At 52.5% G+C, this 19628-nt stretch carries 17 protein-coding genes; 4 read left to right on the forward strand and 13 right to left on the reverse strand.

Going from position 1 to position 19628, the window contains the following annotated elements; all coding sequences use genetic code 11:
• Positions 1 to 42 precede the first annotated feature (42 nt).
• Complete coding sequence (locus PsW64_RS25790; RefSeq protein ID WP_063305477.1) at positions 43 to 492, reverse strand: GFA family protein; 450 nt, start codon at positions 490 to 492, stop codon at positions 43 to 45.
• An 84-nt stretch (positions 493 to 576) separates the two neighbouring features.
• Here PsW64_RS25790 and PsW64_RS25795 point away from each other — a divergent pair, with 84 nt between their 5' ends.
• On the forward strand, positions 577 to 933 hold the full coding sequence (locus PsW64_RS25795; RefSeq protein ID WP_057464141.1) for a winged helix-turn-helix transcriptional regulator: 357 nt from the start codon (positions 577 to 579) through the stop codon (positions 931 to 933).
• Between the two features lie 54 nt (positions 934 to 987).
• Here the strand turns inward: PsW64_RS25795 and PsW64_RS25800 are convergent, their stop codons facing one another.
• The 7 genes from PsW64_RS25800 to hutI all read right to left on the reverse strand — a co-directional run bounded on the left by PsW64_RS25800 (position 988) and on the right by hutI (position 9855).
• A complete protein-coding gene (locus PsW64_RS25800) occupies positions 988 to 2547 on the reverse strand; it encodes a TRAP transporter large permease (RefSeq protein ID WP_082831225.1) in 1560 nt (519 codons plus the stop codon).
• Positions 2544 to 3062: a TRAP transporter small permease subunit gene (locus PsW64_RS25805; protein WP_063305478.1), complete on the reverse strand. Its 519-nt coding sequence runs from the start codon at positions 3060 to 3062 to the stop codon at positions 2544 to 2546. Before PsW64_RS25805 ends, PsW64_RS25800 begins: the two co-directional genes overlap by 4 nt.
• 190 nt (positions 3063 to 3252) lie before the next feature.
• Positions 3253 to 4353, reverse strand: a complete 1101-nt coding sequence (locus tag PsW64_RS25810; RefSeq protein WP_063305479.1) for a TRAP transporter substrate-binding protein — start codon at positions 4351 to 4353, stop codon at positions 3253 to 3255.
• Between the two features lie 158 nt (positions 4354 to 4511).
• Entirely contained in the window at positions 4512 to 6197 is a 1686-nt protein-coding gene (hutU, locus tag PsW64_RS25815) for a urocanate hydratase (protein ID WP_063305480.1), read from the reverse strand.
• 11 nt (positions 6198 to 6208) lie between these two features.
• On the reverse strand, positions 6209 to 7036 hold the full coding sequence (hutG, locus tag PsW64_RS25820; protein WP_082831226.1) for an N-formylglutamate deformylase: 828 nt from the start codon (positions 7034 to 7036) through the stop codon (positions 6209 to 6211).
• A complete protein-coding gene (gene hutH / locus PsW64_RS25825) occupies positions 7037 to 8605 on the reverse strand; it encodes a histidine ammonia-lyase (RefSeq protein ID WP_063305481.1) in 1569 nt (522 codons plus the stop codon).
• A 14-nt stretch (positions 8606 to 8619) separates the two neighbouring features.
• Positions 8620 to 9855: an imidazolonepropionase gene (hutI, locus tag PsW64_RS25830; RefSeq protein ID WP_063305482.1), complete on the reverse strand. Its 1236-nt coding sequence runs from the start codon at positions 9853 to 9855 to the stop codon at positions 8620 to 8622.
• A 274-nt stretch (positions 9856 to 10129) separates the two neighbouring features.
• On the opposite strand from hutI, the gene PsW64_RS25835 reads away from it, so the two are divergent.
• Together PsW64_RS25835 and PsW64_RS25840 are read left to right on the forward strand one after the other, a co-directional pair.
• On the forward strand, positions 10130 to 11506 hold the full coding sequence (locus tag PsW64_RS25835) for a formimidoylglutamate deiminase (RefSeq protein WP_063305483.1): 1377 nt from the start codon (positions 10130 to 10132) through the stop codon (positions 11504 to 11506).
• 43 nt (positions 11507 to 11549) lie between these two features.
• Positions 11550 to 12260 (forward strand): UTRA domain-containing protein, encoded by a 711-nt coding sequence (locus PsW64_RS25840; RefSeq protein WP_063305484.1) that lies wholly within the window; start codon positions 11550 to 11552, stop codon positions 12258 to 12260.
• Positions 12261 to 12266: 6 nt separating this feature from the next.
• Here the strand turns inward: PsW64_RS25840 and PsW64_RS25845 are convergent, their stop codons facing one another.
• The 5 genes from PsW64_RS25845 to pdxR form a co-directional block, all read right to left on the reverse strand.
• Positions 12267 to 13136 carry an SDR family oxidoreductase gene (locus PsW64_RS25845; protein ID WP_063305485.1) on the reverse strand — a complete coding sequence of 290 codons (870 nt, stop codon included), beginning with the start codon at positions 13134 to 13136 and terminating at the stop codon, positions 12267 to 12269.
• 327 nt (positions 13137 to 13463) lie between these two features.
• A complete protein-coding gene (locus PsW64_RS25850) occupies positions 13464 to 14333 on the reverse strand; it encodes an ABC transporter permease (protein WP_057464094.1) in 870 nt (289 codons plus the stop codon).
• Between the two features lie 9 nt (positions 14334 to 14342).
• Complete coding sequence (locus tag PsW64_RS25855; protein ID WP_057464093.1) at positions 14343 to 15125, reverse strand: taurine ABC transporter ATP-binding protein; 783 nt, start codon at positions 15123 to 15125, stop codon at positions 14343 to 14345.
• A gap of 123 nt (positions 15126 to 15248) precedes the next feature.
• Positions 15249 to 16235, reverse strand: a complete 987-nt coding sequence (locus tag PsW64_RS25860) for a taurine ABC transporter substrate-binding protein (RefSeq protein WP_063305486.1) — start codon at positions 16233 to 16235, stop codon at positions 15249 to 15251.
• Positions 16236 to 16527: 292 nt separating this feature from the next.
• Entirely contained in the window at positions 16528 to 18042 is a 1515-nt protein-coding gene (pdxR, locus tag PsW64_RS25865) for a MocR-like pyridoxine biosynthesis transcription factor PdxR (RefSeq protein WP_063305487.1), read from the reverse strand.
• Positions 18043 to 18213: 171 nt separating this feature from the next.
• On the opposite strand from pdxR, the gene PsW64_RS25870 reads away from it, so the two are divergent.
• Positions 18214 to 19551, forward strand: a complete 1338-nt coding sequence (locus tag PsW64_RS25870) for an aminotransferase class III-fold pyridoxal phosphate-dependent enzyme (RefSeq protein ID WP_063305488.1) — start codon at positions 18214 to 18216, stop codon at positions 19549 to 19551.
• Positions 19552 to 19628 lie beyond the last annotated feature (77 nt).

Consider the following 19628-nt stretch of genomic DNA (forward strand, 5'->3'; position numbering starts at 1 on the left):
GCGTTGGGGGTGAACGCTTACCTGCCTCACAGGAATGAAGTGTTAGCTGCTAACACCTTCTTCGATAACTTCTCGTGAGCCTTGCGGAGGCATTTCCGGGAATGCTGGAAGCTTCGGATCAATCTCATCCCACGACGGCGCCCTGCTGGAGTACACGTTTACCTGAGGCTCGATGACCTCCGGTTGGTCAACAGCAGATGCACGCACAAAGATCAAATCTGTCATGGCTGAGTTGAGTGAGTAAACAGCACTGCCGCAGGTTGGGCAAAAGCCCCTTGTGACCACATTTCCACTATTTGCAGGCTTGTCGAAAAATGTGAGCTCCCCAGTCACTTCAACCGCCTCTTTGGGCAGAGCTACATGAGTGCAATGTCCTGTTCCAGACGACTTGCGACAGTCATCACAGTGACAGTGTGCGGTAATCTGCGGCTTCATTGTGGATTTCAGCTGTACATTCCCGCAAAGGCAGGACCCTGTAAAAGCGCTTTCCATGATACTATCCTTAGTCAGTGTTGAGAGATGACTTAGTGACTTGTAAATTGCAAGTCACTATTCACCATAGGAGAGATTGGCGGTATGTCAACCGAAAACCGTTCCGGCTGCCCGATCGCAAATACGCTGGATATAGTGGGTGACCGTTGGAGCCTCCTGATCCTGCGCGATATGTTCAATGGAAAGAAGATCTTTTCAGAGTTTCTGAGCTCACCGGAGAAGATAACAACGAGCGTTCTGACAGTGCGCCTTAACCAGTTGGAAGCGGCTGGATTGGTGAAAAAAGAGCTCTATCAACCGAACCCAAAGCGCTACCAATATCTCTTGTCTGAGACGGGGAGGGACATTCTACCTGTACTTCAGGAAATGTGCCGATGGGCCAACAAGCATATGCCCGAAACCTGGATCCCGCCGGAGAGCTTTATGGAAATGAACCCATGAAAAAAGGCTGGACGCGATATCCAGCCTTTCCCAACTTCCAATGATGCCCTGCGGTCAGAATAACACCGACGGCAACCATGTCGCTATCTGAGGGAAGAACCAGACCATTGCCATCCCGACAATCTGTAGCAGGATGTAAGGCAACACCCCTTTGTAGATCATGCCTGTCGTGATCTCAGGAGGTGCTGCCCCGCGCAGGTAAAACAGCGAGAATCCAAACGGTGGCGTCAGGAAGCTGGTTTGCAGGTTGATGGCGATCATCACAGAGAGCCAGATTGGATCAAAGCCCATCATCAGCAGGGTAGGGCCTACGATCGGAAGCAAGATCACCGAGATCTCAACGAAGTCCATGAAGAAGCCCAGTGCGAAGATCAAGGCCATTACAAACAGTAAGGCCCCCATTTCACCGCCTGGCATCGCAGAAATCAGCTCTTCAATACGTGTATCACCGCCAAGGCCGCGGAAGATCAACGAGAACACACTCGCACCAATAATGGTCGCAAAGATCATGGCCGAAATCGAAAGCGTATTGGTCATCACTGGCGCTAACAGCTGAGATCGCCACATGCGCATCACGCTTTGCAGCAGACCACTGATGCTGATGATCAACAGCACAATCGCAACAAACGCCAAACCCCAGTCCGCAGCAGTCAGCTCGCTCTTTTGCAAGCGAATGGTGGTGAAGCCTGCAAGAGTAATCACTGCCAGCAATGCGATGACGCTGGCTCCGAGCAGAAGGTTGGATTTGCCGTTGCTCAACCGAAAACCAGCTAGCAGTAAAGCACCAACAGCACCAACCGCAGCAGCTTCCGTTGGCGTTGCTACACCTCCCAGAATAGAGCCCAGAACAGCAATAATCAGAGCCACAGGTGGAATGAGCACAGACGCAATACGGCGCACTGAAGTTGTACCCAGCACTTGCTTGTCCATAGCAGGCGCACAGCTTGGCTGAAGATAGGCGCGGACAAGCAGATAGACGATGTAAACACTCACCAACATCAATCCGGGGACCAGCGCTGCAGCAAATGTCTGCCCCACACTGATTGTCTCAACGGTGAACTTGCCCTCAGCAAACTGAGCCTGCTGGTAGGCGTTGGACATCACCTCAGAAAGGATGATCAGAAGCGTTGAAGGGGGGATAATCTGCCCCAAAGTGCCAGCTGTACAAACCGTGCCAGCTGCTAGTTTCGGATCGTAGCCATTACGCAGCATCGTTGGCAAAGCAATCAACGCCATAGTCACCACAGTTGCACCCACAATACCAGTGGAAGCTGCGAGCAACCCACCAACGAGCACAACGGAAATACCCAGACCTCCCCGAAGAGAACCGAACAACTTGCCCATTTCTTCCAGCAGGTCTTCAGCAATGCGGCTGCGTTCAAGCACAAGCCCCATGAAGACAAAGAGCGGGATCGCAATCAGCACATTGTTTGTCATCGTGCCGAAAATGCGCTGCGAAAGCGCACCCAACAGGCCGGTATCAAACGTGCCAGCCAATGCTCCAAGAATTGCGAAGAGAACGGCCACACCAGCAATTGTGAAAGCAACGGGATAGCCCAGCAAAATCGCAAAGCACAAGCCGGCAAACATAAAGATATCGAGAAACTCAATCACAGCTTTGGCTCCTCAACCTCAACACCACACAAGAAGAGGCCGTCGCGCAAAATGCCGGAAACACCCTGAATGATTAGGAGGCTGCAAAATGCTGGAATAAGGCTCTTAAGCAAAAAGCTCGCAGGTATACCGCCAACAGAGATCGGCCCCTCTAGGATCTTCCAGCTGTTGGAAACGAACGGCCAACTGATCCAGAGCAGCAGCCCGACAGTTGGCAACAGAAAGAGCAAAGCACCAATCAGATTGATGATGGCTTTGGCCTTGGGTGAGGCCTGCCCATAAAAGATGTCAACGCGCACATGCTTGTCAGCCAGAAGCGTATAGCCCGCGCCAAGCATGAAAACGGCGGCATGCATGTAGAGCACGCCTTCGCCGAGAAAGATGTAGCTGATGCCAAACAGATAGCGCAGCAAAACAATCGCAAACTGCAAAAGCAACATAAACAACGCAAACCAACGAATGGTATGGCCAACCATGCGGTTGATAGCGTCGAGTTTCAAGACAACAGAGGTCATCGGTAGAATCCGATCAGGCCAGAGTTTTTTCTTGGCTTTCTAGAGCGCACCTTCGAAAAATAGCTATTGGCTTTCGGAGAAAGGAGCGTACTAAACTGAGGAAAGCAGGAGAGCAGCCGGGGTGATGTACCCCGACTGGATATCGCGCTGAAAATTCTGACAAACTGGCAGTTTGCCAGAACACTGCAACTTAACCGTAGTTGATGTCCAGAAGGCGCATATTCATCTGGCCATTATCTGCCAGAGGTTTGTATTCCTTCATGGTTTCACGATAGGTGAGGAAGCTCTCAGTGATGCGTTTCACCAGCTCATCATCGTTCTGGCGCAGTTCGCCAATCACTTCACCAGCAGCGTTGCCCATTGCCAGAATAACGTCTTCTGGCATATTGCGAACCATGACACCTTTTTCCGCAACCAGCATCTTCAATGCCTTAGCATGGTTGGTGGTGTATTCAGTCCAAACATCGTTGTAGAGCGAGGAACACGCAAACGCGACAACTTGCTTCAAGTCATCTGGGAGTGCACTGTAAGCCTCAGAGTTCACAGCACATTCTTCAGCTGAAGATGGCTCGCCCACACCTGGGAAGTAATAGTTCTTGGCAACCTGATAAAAGCCCAGAGCTGAGTCTGTCCAAGGTCCGATAAACTCACCGGCATCCAGTGTTCCTGTCTGAAGCGCCTGGAACATGTCGCGGCCACCCATCGCCTGAACAGCCATGCCCATCTTGGTGCACATCTCAGAAGCAAGACCGGTGGTACGGAAGCGCAGCCCCTTCAGGTCTTCAGCAGAATTGATTTCTGTGCGGAACCAACCAGCAGCTTGTGGACCAGAGTTGCCACAAAGGAATGGCTTCAGGTTAAAGCGCGCATACATCTCATCATAGAGAGCTTGACCACCGCCATGCGCCATCCAGCCATATTGCTCATCAGCGGTCAAACCAAATGGCTGAGATCCGAACAGCAGGAAGCCTTTGGACTTAGAGCCCCAATATGCCGGAACAGAGTGGTAAAGTTCAGCAGTTCCCTCCGATACTGCATCAAACACACCACGACCCGGAACCAGCTCACCAGCTGCATAGAGTTTCACCTCAATGCGCCCACCGGAAAGCATGGTGATGCGATCTGCAAGCATCTGCGCTGCAACGCCGGGACCCGGAAGGTTCTTTGGCCACGAGGTAACCATCTTCCATTTGATCTTGTCGGAAGCAACAGCCGGAGCTGCCAAAGCAGAAGCAGCGGCGACGCCAGTTGCGGCAACACCTGCACCCTTAAGAAAATCACGTCTTTTCATAATTTTTCCCCTCAAAAATTAGAATAACAAGGGGCCGCGAACTGCGGTCCCTCATCGGTTTTGTTTAAAGTCTGGAGTGCCAGAATACGCGGCTAGACCAGTTTGCCCGGAAATGGAGGAACTGACTCAATCAGGAAAGGTTTGTGCTCCCGAGTCAGTTACTTACCTAGAGATGGTAAGGTCAAACCATTCTCCTTGGCGCAATCAATTGCCAATTGGTAGCCTGCGTCCGCATGGCGCATGACACCTGTCGCAGGGTCATTCCACAGCACACGGCCAACACGCTCATCAGCTTCTTTCGTCCCGTCACAGCATATCACCATGCCAGAATGCTGGGAAAAGCCCATGCCAACACCACCGCCATGGTGCAGAGACACCCATGTTGCGCCAGAAGCAGTGTTCAGCAGTGCATTGAGCAGCGGCCAATCAGAAACAGCATCAGAACCATCCATCATGGATTCGGTTTCGCGGTTTGGTGACGCGACAGAACCGGAATCCAGATGATCGCGGCCAATCACAACCGGTGCCTTCAGCTCACCGTTGCGAACCATCTCGTTGAATGCAAGACCGAGACGATGACGTTGACCCAGACCGACCCAGCAGATTCGTGCTGGTAGCCCCTGAAAGGAAATACGCTCCCGCGCCATGTCCAGCCAGTTATGAAGGTGCGGATCATCAGGAATGAGTTCCTTCACCTTCTGGTCTGTCTTGTAGATGTCCTCAGGATCACCAGAAAGCGCTGCCCAACGGAACGGACCAACACCTTTACAGAACAACGGACGAATGTAGGCAGGGACAAATCCTGGGAAGTCGAAGGCGTTCTCTAAGCCTTCTTCAAATGCCATCTGACGGATGTTGTTGCCGTAATCTACGGTCGGAATACCGCGTTCATGGAAGTCCAGCATCGCTTTCACATGCACTTTCATGGAGGCACGGGCCGCTTTCTCAACGGCCTTCGGATCGCTCTCGCGTTTTTCTTTCCACTGCGCCATGGTCCAGCCCTGTGGCAGGTATCCATTGATCGGGTCGTGAGCAGACGTCTGGTCTGTCACGATATCTGGACGAACACCACGCTCAACCAGATCAGCAAAAATGTCAGCTGCATTGCCGAGCAAGCCAACAGATTTGGCTTCACCTGCAGCCGTCCAGCGCTCAATCATCTCCAGCGCTTCATCAAGCGTCTTGGCTTTCTCATCGACGTATTTGGTGCGCAGGCGGAAATTGATGCTGTCTTCGTTACACTCAACGGCCAGACAAGACGCACCAGCCATGACTGCAGCAAGCGGCTGAGCACCACCCATACCGCCAAGACCACCAGTTAGGATCCACTTGCCCTTCAGGTCTCCACCATAGTGCTGACGACCTGCCTCAACAAAGGTCTCGTACGTGCCCTGAACAATGCCCTGGGAGCCAATGTAGATCCACGAACCAGCAGTCATCTGGCCGTACATTGCCAGACCTTTTTTATCCAGCTCGTTAAAGTGATCCCAGTTTGCCCAATGCGGTACAAGGTTGGAGTTAGCGATCAAAACACGTGGTGCATTCTCATGCGTGCGGAACACACCAACCGGCTTACCGGATTGCACCAGCAGGGTTTCATCAGCTTCCAGCTTTTTGAGGCTCTCGACAATGGTGTCGAAATCTTTCCAGGTGCGCGCAGCACGGCCAATGCCACCATACACCACCAACTCATGCGGGTTTTCAGCCACATCAGGGTGCAGGTTGTTCATAAGCATGCGCAACGGTGCTTCCGTCAGCCAGCTCTTGGCATTCAACTCTGGCCCGGTTGGTGGAAAGATATCGCGCGTATTCTTGCGAGGGTCTTGAGTGAGCGTATCGGTCATTGTCGGCTCCGTTAGCGACTTGTACTGGCGTTTGAAAATGCCCCTGCAAGGGCCTGCGCTTCTAACTGAGTAAGAATGGATTTGAGAGTGGCGCGTGTCTTGTCCGCGCGCTCTGGAGCGTAGGCCCACGGGCTCTGCTCAAACATATAGGCCCGCTGTGCAATCTCCATCTGAATGGCATGGATACCGGTCTCGGGCTTCCCGTAATGGCGTGTTGTCCAACCACCTTTAAAGCGGGCGTTGACCACCGTTTCCACGCTGTCATCCTGCCGGCAAGCATCAACGGTGATCTGCTCAATCATCGGAGCGCACGTCTGTCCAACATTACTGCCTATGTTGAAGACTGGCAGTTCGCCTTCAAACAGAAACGGGATGTTGGAGCGGATGGAATGGCAGTCGTAAAGAGCAGCAACACCAAACTTCTGCCGCACACGCTCCAGTTCTTCCGCAATCGCCTCATGATACGGTGCGTGGAACTTAACGCGACGTTCTTCAACTTCATCCTCAGATGGCTCTTGCCCGTCACGGTAAATCGGGCGTCCGTCAAAGTCAGTCAGCGGGCAAAGGGTGGTGGTGTTCTGCCCCGGATAAAGCGAGACACCTGAAGGGTCGCGATTAGCATCAATCACATAGCGATGCACTGGTGTCTGGATTACACTCGCGTTTTCCAGCAGACCGTCATAAAGGCGATTGATGTGCCAGTCCGTATCGGCCAGCGCTTGTCCCACTGTGTTGAACCTGTCCCAGATGTTTAAAGGCACATCAGTGCCCCCATGCGGTTGAGCCAGCACAATCGGGCTGTCGCCTCGTTTGATCAGGGGGGAGAAAGAATAGGTCAATTAGGCCTCCTCTAACTTGAAAAACTGAGCTTTGCTGGCAGCATCAAAAATTCGACCAGAAGCAACAAGTTCAGCCGCTTTTTCCAAATCTGGCGCCATGTAGCGATCATCTTCCAGTTCTTCCACCTCAGTGCGTACGGCTGCGATAACCTCCTGCAAGATTGGGCTGGTTTTGAGCGGTATACGGAACTCAATGCCCTGAGCGGCCATCAGCAGTTCAATGCCGATGATCTGAGAAAGGTTCGCATTCATATCAATCAGACGCCGCGCCGCATGGGTTGCCATGGAAACATGGTCTTCCTGATTGGCACTGGTCGGCGTCGAATCCACGGAGCACGGAGCCGCACGCTGTTTGTTCTCGCTGTAAAGGGCAGCAGAGGTTACGTCTGCAATCATAAAGCCGGAGTTGAGACCCGGATTTGGTGTCAGGAACGGCGGCAGACCATAGTTCAGCGCTGGATCAACCAGCGTAGCAATCCGGCGCTGCGAGATCGCGCCGATCTCGGAAATGGCAAGAGCGGTTTGGTCAGCAGCAAACGCAACAGGTTCAGCATGGAAATTGCCACCGGAAACAATGGAGCCGTCTTTGAAAACAAGCGGGTTGTCAGTCACCGCATTGGCTTCAATCTCAAGCGTATAAGCAACCTGAGCAAGAAGCCCCAGTACAGCGCCCATCACCTGAGGTTGGCAGCGCAGGCAGTACGGATCTTGCACGCGCTCATCATCCTCGCGGTGGCTTTCCCGGATTGCTGAACCAGACATCAGCTCGCGAATGGTAGCTGCGGCAGAGATTTGGCCTTTATGACCGCGCAGCTCTTGGATCTCTGGGCGGAACGGAGCGCCAGAGCCCATCAACGCATCGACGGACATAGCACCGGTAATCAACGCAGTCTTCGCAAGACGATGTGCCTGGAACAAACCCGCAAGAGCAAGCGCAGTTGAAACCTGCGTGCCATTGATCAGCGCAAGGCCTTCCTTCGCTGCCAGCTGAATAGTCGGAATACCAGCCAACTGCATCGCTTCTTTGCCAGAAACACGCACACCGCCAAAGAAGGCCTCTCCTTCACCGAGCATAACAGCTGCAACGTGAGAAAGTGGAGCCAGGTCACCGGAAGCGCCCACGCTTCCCTGACCCGGAACCACTGGCACAACATTGTGTGCCAGCATCTGCTCAAGACACTCAATCAACTCCCATCGCACACCAGATGCACCACGACCCAGCGACGCGAGTTTTAGCACAATCACCAGACGCACAATGTTTTGCGGCAACACATCACCAACGCCGCAGCAATGTGAAAGAATGAGGTTTCTCTGCAAGGTAGCAGTATCATCACTAGGGATTTTGACAGAAGCAAGCTTCCCAAATCCCGTATTCACCCCATACACCGGTGTATCGCCCTGTGCCGCTGCATGCACAACAGCAGCAGCCCGTTCAACGCCCTCTTTGCAAGAGCGGTCCAGTTCAACATTGGCCTCGGTGCGATAGATCTGTTGAAGCTGAGAAAGTGCAATTTCTCCCGGTTTTAAAACCAGCTTAGGTTTGGAAAAGACGGTGGGGGAACTAGTCATAAATGCCTCAGTGCTTAATTTGCTTGTGTTTTTGTGATGTCTTTGCCGAGGAAATACAGGCGGTTCAGTGGGTTGAACCCGATCCGGTAGGCCAGTTCGGCTGGCTCCTTAACATCCCAGATCGCAATGTTTGCCTGCTTGCCTGCTTCCAAAGTCCCACAAGTTTCCGCTTGCCCCAGTGCTTGGGCTGCATTGCGAGTAATCCCGGCCAGCGCTTCCTGCGGTGTCATGAGAAACAAGGTGCACGCCATGTTCATACACAGCAGAAGCGAGGTGAGGGGAGAGGACCCCGGATTGGCATCTGTCGCCAAAGCAATTGGAACACCAACATCGCGCAATTCCTGAAGAGGAGGATGCTGAGTTTCACGCAGGAAGTAGAATGCACCCGGCAGCAGAACGGCAACAGTTCCAGCTTCCTTCATGCTCGCAATACCGGCGGCGTCCAGATACTCCAGATGATCAGCAGAAAGCGCTTTGTGGCTGGCTGCCATAGCCGTGCCACCAAGATTGGAGAGCTGCTCAGAATGAATTTTAACTGGCAGGCCAAGCTCCTGTGCCCGGTCAAATACGAGGCTGACCTGCTCAGGTGAAAACGCAATCCCTTCACAGAATGCATCAACCGCATCGGCAAGGTTCTCGGCCTGAACAGCAGGGAGCACTTCATCGCAAACAAAGCTGATATAAGCATCACTGCGTCCTTCATACTCAGGCGGCAACGCATGTGCGCCGAGGAAGGTGGTCAGGACCTTGACTGGCCGAAGTTCACCAATCTTGCGGGCAACTCGCAGCATTTTCAGCTCGGTATTCAGATCCAGCCCATAACCGGACTTAATCTCCAGAAGCGTCACACCCTCCGCCAGCAATGCATCAACGCGTGGCAATGCATTGGCTAACAGGTCTTCTTCACTGGCAGCGCGCGTTGCGGCAACAGTGGAACGAATACCACCACCGGCGCGGGCGATCTCTTCATAGGTCGCACCATTCAACCGCATCTCAAACTCACGAGCGCGGGAACCGCCATAGATAATATGCGTGTGGCAATCAACGAGAGACGGTGTTGCGAGGCATCCGCTAAGATCGGTTTGCGAAGCCTCTTTCCAGCCCTCTGGCAAATCCTGCTCAGGACCAATCCAACAGATTGTGTCGTCTTCAATGGCAATCGCTGCGTCATGGATCAGGCCATAACCATCCGACTGCTCAGTAAGAGTTGCAGCTGTCAGGTTGGTGAGTACGGTTCTCCCGCTTGTCATGGACCCTCCCGAGATTCCACGTGAATTCACTTCAGTAAAAATCTACATGGAAATCGCTTAATGTCTATACATAAAAAATGTGCAATGTGCGTAATTCTTGAGCCAATGCGCCTGAGAAGGCTGAGTAAATAGCTAAGTTCAGCCATTTATGCCATTATGTGGTGATATTTTAGAAAAATGATGTGGTTGTGTGAGTTGCATTTATGTATATGCTTATTAATGTAAAAATGATCTGAGCTGATCATCGTTTCACATCAAACCTATTGAGTGAGCAATGAAAACCATCTTTGCAGGGCAGGCTTTACTTCCCACTGGTCTAACTGAAAATGTGCGCTTGCGCTTGGACGACAATGGCACAATCAAAGCCGTTGAGACTGGGGTAAAACCTGAAGGCGAAGAGGTTTCCGGCAAAAGCAGAATGATCTGTCCTGCTCCTGCCAACTTGCATTCACATGCCTTCCAACGCGCAATGGCTGGCATGACAGAAGTGCGCCAAAAGGGAAAAGACAGTTTCTGGACCTGGCGTGAGCTCATGTATCGCTTTTTGGGGCAGTTGGGTCCTGAGCAAGCTGAGGCAATCGCAGCGCTGGTCTATATGGAGATGTTAGAGGCTGGCTATGCCAGTGTGGGTGAGTTCCACTACCTCCATCACCAACCAGATGGAACACCCTACGACACCCTTGCAGAAATGAGCGATCGCATCTTTGCTGCTGCCAGCCAGACAGGCATCGGCCTCACGCATCTGCCGGTGCTCTATTCCTACGGTGGTGCAGGCGAACAGCCACTCAGTGGCGGTCAGCTGCGGTTCGGCAATGATCTGGATCGTCATCTGCAACTCATTGAGCAGGCGTCGAAAACGCTGGCTGCCACTCTACCCGCTGACTGTCAGGTCGGCATCGCACCACATTCACTACGGGCAACCAACCCATCTCAGTTGCGCGAGATTGCTTCCACGTTTGCAGGCAAGCCTGTTCACATCCACATCTCAGAGCAGATGAAGGAAGTGGAAGCCGTTCAGGAATGGCTGGGCGCACGGCCAATCGAATGGTTATTGAGCAATGTTGATGTGCAAAACAACTGGTGTTTTGTGCATGCAACCCACATGACTACAGAGGAAACGGTAGCCATGGCGAAGGCTGGTGCAGTCGCAGGTCTTTGCCCGATTACGGAGGCGAATCTCGGCGACGGCACCTTTAACGGCCCAACATTCATCGAAGCTGGTGGTGTCTATGGTGTCGGCTCGGACAGTAACCTGCGTATCTCGCTCTCTGAAGAACTGCGCATTCTTGAATATAGCCAACGCCTGCGTGATCAGTCTCGCAATGTCATGTTGTGTGGAGAAGGCTCTGTCGGCACCGCCATGTATCAGGCCTCTGCTAAAGGTGGCGCACAAGCACTTGGACGCAATACGGGGGAGCTGAAGGAAGGCCATTTGGCTGATGTGGTCGCAATCGACACCACTCGCGTTGAGTTTGCAGGTCTGAGACCAGACCAATATCTCGATTATTGGATTTTTGCAGGCGATGACCGTGTCGTGACTGATGTCTGGTCGGCCGGGCGTCACATGGTGAAAGACGGACAGCACATCCACCGTGCAGCCATCACGGCTAAATACAGAGAACAGCTTGCAGTTTTGCTGGAAGCAGCCTAACAACGCCGCAATCTATTCCATATGAAAACGACGGGACAAGCGCTTGCGATCCTATAAGGAAATTAGAGGCATTTTGCAGGAACGGATCACCAGCCAGCAATGGCAGCCCGGTGATTTGTTACCAAGCGAGCAAGCACTTTCTGAGGAGTTCGGATGCACCCGATCAACCGTCAACCGCGCGATGCGAGAGCTTGCGGACGCCGGTCTGGTCGAACGCCGCCGTAAAGCTGGCACCCGTGTCGTTCAACCGAAATCCCATCCTGCAACCATTTCCATTCCAGTGATCCGGCAAGAAATCGAAAACAAGGATCAGTCTTACAAGTACCTGCTACTGGAGCGCTTGGAAGCCCTGCCGCCGGAAGATGTTCGTGCCCAGCTTGGATTGGAGCAAAACGAGAAAGCTCTTTTTCTGAAAAGCTTGCATTATGGTGACGGCATTCCGCAGCAGCTTGACGTGCGCTGGATCAACATTTCTGCATTACCTGAAGCCTCACAGGAGAGTTTTGCTGATATCGGCCCAAATGAATGGCTGCTACAACGCGTCCCACACCCAAACATTGAGCACGTCTTCCGGGCCGACAAAGCTACAGCTGAGGAGCAACGGCTCCTGCAGCTGCAAGAGTGTGAGCCTGTTTTCACGATTGAGCGTCGCACATGGATTTCAGGGCAGGGCATAACTTACGTGCGTCTTGTGCACCCAGGCAGCCGTTACCGTATGGCAACACGCTGTTCAGCAACCCCCACCTTCAACTAGCGAGATCTAGCCAGTATTTTGCTTTTCCTTTTGCTCCAGTTGGGCGAAGTGATCTTCCAACCGGATTTTGCCATAGCACTTCCCAATCATGTCCATCCGCATAGCACTTAGGAAAAACTGTATCGGCCCATAAGTTTTCACGGAAGTGAACGTCTCCAGCATCCGCTGTAGTGCGATGCTGATCCAATTGGGGAGATGCGTGATCCTGGTTTTTTTGCTCAAGCTTTTAAAGGCGATCTCAGCCAACTCGTTGTGGGTGTACTTCACCGGGCCACCAACCTCGGCATAGGCTTGCCCTTCTTCGATAATCTCAAAGCAAGCTGCGGCGAGGTCAGCCCCGTGGATAGGATTGATGCGAAAGTCTCCAGAACCAAACATGTAAACCCGGCCAGATTTCGCCATGCCCCGGAATTCCTCAATATCTGAGAAGTACCCGCTTGGAGAAATAACTGTGCTTTTGATTGGCGCGGATTGAAGCACCTCAACAAAGTGCTGTTTGGCGCGCACGAGTTTCACATTCAGCAGTTTACTCGCGTTCAGCACATGGACATACGCAAAATGAGGGACGCTATTCTCCACTGCGAGATCAAGCAGGTTTTTGTTGGCCTGATAATCCACGTCGTTGTAACTCAAGCCGTCTTTCTGGCGGGTAATACCAAGCGCAGAGACGACAAGGTCAACATCATCCATCAGCCCGAGCAAGCTGTTTGCGTGAGTAACTTCCCCCTCAAAAAACTCACTGGCTTCAAGGCCTTTCGTGCGGGCTGCTTGTTCATTGCGCACAAGAGCACGAACGCACCAGCCCTGGCGCTGATAATAGGAGGTGAGATAAGAACCCAGATAGCCGGTTGCGCCTGCAATTACGACGGTCTTCATTACAATTCCTCAAACGATCAGGTGCCGCAAAAGGTCTGCTGCCAATGAAAATACGAGGCGCTGAGTACCTTTTGGGTATTCCGCCCCGGAAGTGCTTGCGTCGAGTAATGGCTCTTCAAAGGCGGGAGGTCTTTAAGTTTATAGGGGATGAGGTCGCGCAGAATTTTGGTCAAGCAACGCTTATTCCCGCTTTCAAAAATGAGAGCTTCCGCGGATAAAATCAACCGCTATTTGTGCATAGTCAAGGTTTCAGGACAAAGTGGATAAACAAAAAGGGAAGAGCCTCTCAGCTCTCCCCTTCTGGTGTTGAGTGGCCTTTTACTGCAATCAGCCTTTGCCTTGCCACGGAATGAGCAAGCGTTCCAAATACCGCATACCAAGTTCAATGGTGTAACCAATAAGCCCGATGACCATGATCCCGATCACCACCGTATCTGTTTGCAAAAAGTTCTTTGCAATCATGATCATGGAACCGACGCCCTTGTCTGCAGCAACCAGCTCTGCAGCAACAACAGTGCCCCAGCAAACACCCATGGCTGTTCTGAGGCCGGTGAAAATCTCCGGCAGTGCATTTGGCAAAATCACATGAAACAGGATCTGTGTGCGAGACGCTCCAAGTGAATACGCGGCATGCACCTTGGTGATCTTGACGCTGTTCACGCCAGACCGTGCTGCAATAGTCATGATAAACAAGGACGCTAGGAACAGCAGGAAGATCTTTGCGGTCTCATCAATACCAAACCACAGGATAATCAGTGGTATCAGAGCAAGCGGCGGAATTGGGCGCATGAACTCCACGATTGGATCGAATAATCCACGCGCAATTGAGGATAGGCCCATGGCCAACCCAAGTGGAATGCCGACAAGTGCACCTAACAGCACGCCGCCAAGGACGCGGAACACTGAAATGCCGATGTGATCCCAGAAGGCGACATTACGGAACCCTTCAGAAAGCAGCTTGCCCATCCGGGTAAGAGTTGCATTGACAGACGGCCAGTAGAAGCTTTCCAGCATGCCGAGGGCGCTGGCAATCCCCCAGGCAGATAGTAAAATGACAACAGTCAGGATCGAGTAAAACCGACCCGAATTAACCGCGCTGGCATCGCCAAAGCGAACGGTCTTCTGCTGCGTGAAAACATTGTCTTTAAGCCCGAGCCAGACAGAGACTCCTGAAGGCGGTGTATGGTGTTTGCTCATGTTGGCCTCCTATGCTGGTTCAAGAGCTTGGTCGTTGCCCATAATCTCTTCTTCCATGCCCCAAATAAGGGACAGGACTTCCTCACGCGTCTCCACAAACTCATGGGAAGCTTTGATCTGGCGTGGGCTCTCCACCAATCCGCGATCCGCAAACGGCAGCTCGTACTCACGTAGAATACGGCCCGGACGCGGGGCCATCACAATAAGCCGCTCCCCAAGGAACAAGGCTTCTTCAACAGAGTGTGTGATGAGAATGATGGTTTTGCGGGTCTCTTTCCAAAGCTTCAGCACAAGGCTCTGCATCTTCTCGCGGGTCAAAGCATCCAGCGCACCCAGAGGCTCATCCATCAGGATCACTTCCGGATCGTTAGCAAGGCAACGGGCTAAAGCGACGCGTTGCTGCATGCCACCGGAGAGCTGATAGACTGGCTTTTTGCCAAAATCCTGCAAGCCGACAATCTGCAAAAGCTCGTCTACTTTGCGTTTGGTCTCCGCTGCAGGCCGCCCCGCCATTTTCGGTCCGAATGCGATGTTTTTTTCAACCGTCATCCATTCAAACAAGGCGCCCTGCTGAAACACCATTCCGCGGTCAGAGCCGGGGCCTGTCACATCCACATTCTCACGGATGATTTTACCGGAGGTGGGGCGAAGAAAGCCTGCAATGATGTTGAGAAGAGTAGTTTTACCGCATCCCGATGGACCAAGAACGGAGACGATTTCACCGTCCTTCACATTCAAATTGACGTTGTTGAGAGCATGGACTTGATCACCGTTGGGAAGGGTGAACACCATAGAGATATTGTCGGCAACTATTCCACTCAAAGCGCTTCTCCCGGTTCTTTGGAAAATGCCTGGTTCGCCCGGTCTTTTTATTGGAAGAATGGCGGGACATTGCCCGCCATTTTCAAAAGTCTTTTATTTAAGATAGCTGGCGTCGACGAACTGGGAGTAATCATCCAGTGCTTCATCAAGCCCGCCAGCAGAAACCATGACATCCGCCACGCCTTTTGCTGCAGCCTGAATGCCACCGCCGAGCCAGTTCTCACTCAACTGCTCTTCACTGCTTGGGAAGCCAAAGTTCGCGATCATCCTCTTCGCAGGCTCAATATCCATACCCGCAGCACGCGCAATCTTGTCGTACATGGCGTTAGGGTCTGTATTGTAAGCAGTGTTGGCCTGATTGGTGACCTCCATGAACTTCTTCACCAGATCAGGATGTTCAGCAGCAAAGTCGCTGGTCACGTTCACCACATCAAAGGTATTGATGCCAACGGCCTCCTGCTCTGCACCAGTCATCAGCGGAGTGCCAACCGTTTTCATCCGGTCGAGCGCACCACCAAAGGCGCAGCCCATCGCCACATCACCGCGTACAACAGCAACAGCCGCATCAGCAGGGTTCATCTGCACAAGGTTCACCTTGTTGATATCAACGCCCAGATGGTCCAGCGTGCGGATCAGCTTGTAATGGGTGACGTTGCCAATCGGAGTGGCAACCTTCTTGCCTTCCAACTCCTTGGCATTTGCCTTGGTAATACCGGTGTCATTGCGCACAATGCAAAGGTCGTTCTCAGCATAAGTCACGGCGACGCCGACAAGTTTGATTGGAGCACCGGAGGAAACACCAACAACGAAAGGCACGAACCCATTGCTGTACGCAATTTGCACATCACCGGAAACCATGGCCTGAACCATTTCGTTTCCGTTGCCAAACGCCCGCCACTCAACTTCCAGACCCAGCGCTTCGTCGTAGGTCTTGTCAATCTGGGCTGCTTGGTTCGCGGTGGGCCATTCCAGAAAATAGGCTACGGTGATTTTCTCAAGCGCGTGAGCAGAGCTCATACCAAGACTCGCGACCATGCCTGCTGCAAGAGCCAGTTTTCCTGCAAGCTTCTTCAATGCCATCTCTATTCCCCCTCTGCGGTGCTAAGTTCTTATTCCCTCGTTATTTTTACGCGTTCCCTATTCTTGGGACTTCCTTAAACCTAAGCTTTCAGCAATTGAGGACACTATGAAACCGCAGGTCCCGGTAGTGCCAGTTGCTGAAACCCGATGGAACCAGACAGTATTTCTCGACCCGCATTCATTTATAAGTGCCCAATCTGCCAATATTATTCTCTATATCTCTGCGGAAGATTGGCTCGTAGCTTCTCAATAACAGTGATTCTTCTGTATAAATAAACGAAGAATCCTATGTTTATGCTGATGTATATGAGCAATCTCTACTTTTTGTGCTGCGACGCAGCAATTTATCTGCAGCCTCCGATAGTAATTCTATGCCCTTTGGAATTTTATCGGCGTGGATTGAAGAAAAGCCAAGGCGGAAATAGTTTTTACCTTGGTTCGCATCTGCAAAGAACACGTTCCCCGGCTCAATCAGCACACCCTGCTTCAGCGCCTCTTGGGCAAGAACCGTTGCATCCAGTTCAGGTGGCCCGCTCACCCAGAAGGACGACCCACCAAACGCAGAAACCTGCGCCCAGCCGGGAAAGTGCGTTTCCATAGCTTCGCTCAGCGCATTCCAGCGACTTGAATAGGCATGGTGCAACTTGCTGATCAACGCATCTTGTGAGCCCTGTGCCAGAAACAACGCAACACTGCGCTGGTTGTTGCCCGGCGGATGGCGGAGCATCAGCCGCCGCATGGCGCGGATTTCCTTGATCACCGGCTTCGGTGCCACAATAAACCCAATCCTCAACCCCGGCATGATGGACTTGGAAAGACTTCCCACATAAAGCACCCGCCCAGATGCATCGACAGACCGCAAAGCAGCGGTCGGTTGCCCGCGATAGTTGGTCTCGTACTCGTAATCATCTTCAATAATTAGAGCGTCGGACTGAGCCGCCCATTCCAGCACCTCGCGACGGCGTTTCATCGTCATCGTGGTGTTGGTGGGGAACTGATGGCTCGGCGTCACATACACCAGCTTGGCATCCCCAAGCATATCGGCCCGTATGCCTTCCTCATCCACAGGAATGGCCCTTATGTCGGAACTCCTGAGTCGCATGATGTTTCGCACATCAGGATATCCGGGGTCTTCCACTGCAACAGGTGTATCCGGCTTCACAAACAAATGCGCGATCAGAAACAGAGCATTTTGCGCACCCATCGTCACCAGAATCTCATCAGATTCGGCAATCACACCGCGCCGGATCAAGATGCGCCGCTGGATCTGTTCAATCAGCATCGGATCATCAGCCGTAAAGCGGTCGTCCGTCCAGGCATCCAGCCATTTGATGCTCATTGTCTGGCGTACACAATCCCGCCACGCGCTGATGGGAAACAGCGTTGGGTCCACCTGACCGTAGATGAACGGGTAGGGATAGCTGTGCCAGTTCTCGGTCTTCAATATATTGAATTGAGTGGACGGTGTAAGCCGCAACTTAGAAGCCCAATCCACACGATCACCGGGAACTTGTTCCTTGGGCTGGACCCGATCAGGCAGCTGTCCCAGATTCTCAATCACCTCTGGCGACACATAAAACCCGGATCGTTCACGGGTAATCAGATACCCATCCGCCGCCAGTGCCTGATAGGCCAGCATGACCGTGTTGCGCGAAACACTTAACCGTTTCGCCAACGCACGCGTTGAAGGAACAGGTGTGTTTTCAGCAAGTTGGCCGGAAAGAATAGCAGAGACGAGCATCTCCCTGATCTGGCTTTGCAGCGTCGTACTGTCATCCCGGTCAACGGAAAACAAGCTGTATCTCATGGCTGGCCCCTCCCTCCAAATCACGAGTGAAGTATCAGCATGAGTTCATCTGGCTCTATGGTCAAGAACAACTGGACCTATCTGACCTATTATTTCGGCGACAAGATATTTCTCACAGTACCTCTGGGGAACTGTTGGCGAATAACTCAGTGTTCTAGGAGAAAGATCGAGATGAGTGTCCTTGCAGAGCCGATTGAACAAGCGAAAACCAATTCTCTTGAGCAACACTGGATGCCGTTTTCCGCAAACAAAGAATTTAAGAGCGCACCGCGTCTCATCACCCGTTCAGAGGGAATGTACCTTTGGAATCAAAACGGTGACAGATTGGTCGATGGCTCTTCCGGGCTGTTCAACGTGCCTGCAGGCCATGCGCGCAAGTCGATTGCGGATGCCGTTCATGCGCAGATGATGCAGAACGGATACACAGCGCCCTTCCAGCTGGGCCAGCCGACATCCTTTGAGTTTGCGGCAAAACTCACCAAAATTATGCCAGAGCCTTTCAATCACGTGTTCTTTGTGAATTCAGGATCTGAGGCCATCGATACCGCGCTGAAAATGGTCATGGCCTATCATCGTGCAAACGGTGCTGCACAGCGCACTCGCTTTGTCTCCCGCGAGCGGGCATACCACGGCGTGAATATGGGCGGTGTCTCTTTGGCTGGTATGGTCAAAAACCGCGAAACTTTCCCGGTTGTCATGCCAAACATCGTCATGATGCGCCATACGTGGAACGAGGAAAATGCCTTCACAAGAGGCCAGCCGGAAACCGGTGTGGAACTGGCAAATGATCTGCAGCGCTTCTGTGAGACCTACGGCGGCTCCACAATCGCCGCTGTGTTCATTGAACCTGTTGCAGGCTCCACTGGCACGCTCGTCCCGCCAAAAGGCTATCTGGAGCGTGTGCGCCAGATCTGTGACGAGCACGGCATTCTGCTGGTGTTTGATGAAGTGATCACTGGCTTCGGACGTCTCGGAAAACCGTTTGCAGTGGATGCGTTCAACGTGATGCCAGACATCATCACATTGGCAAAAGCACTCACTAACGGAGCAATCCCGATGGGTGCCGTTGCAGCGTCGGATCAGGTTTATGAAACCATCACCGAAGCAGCGCCAGAAAATGCGATCGAGTTCTTCCATGGCTACACATATTCGGCACACCCAGCAGCCTGTGCAGCAGGTTTGGCGACGCTTAAAATTTACGAGGAAGAAGGCCTGTTCGAACGAGCAGCTGAGCTGAGCGATTACTTCCTTGATGCAATCTGGTCCCTGCAGGATATCCCGATTGTGAAGGATATCCGAGGCTACGGGCTTATGGGCGGTGTAGAGGTTCACCCGCTTCCCGGTAAACCGGGCATCCGCGGCAACGAGATGCAAAAGCGGTTGTTCTGGAACGGCTGTCACGCCAAATGGACGGGGGACACAGCCATCCTGGCGCCAGCGTTTATTGCAGAGCGAAGTCATGTCGATGAGATCGTAGACGCAATGGGGAAAACGCTCATAGCTGAATAGATCGAAGAAATTATTGTTTTGAGAAGAGCACATTTGTGCTCTTCTTTTGTTTTTCAAATTGGTTGAGGGGAGGCGAT

The organism is Pseudovibrio sp. W64 (assembly GCF_001623145.1).
Lineage (GTDB): Bacteria > Pseudomonadota > Alphaproteobacteria > Rhizobiales > Stappiaceae > Pseudovibrio.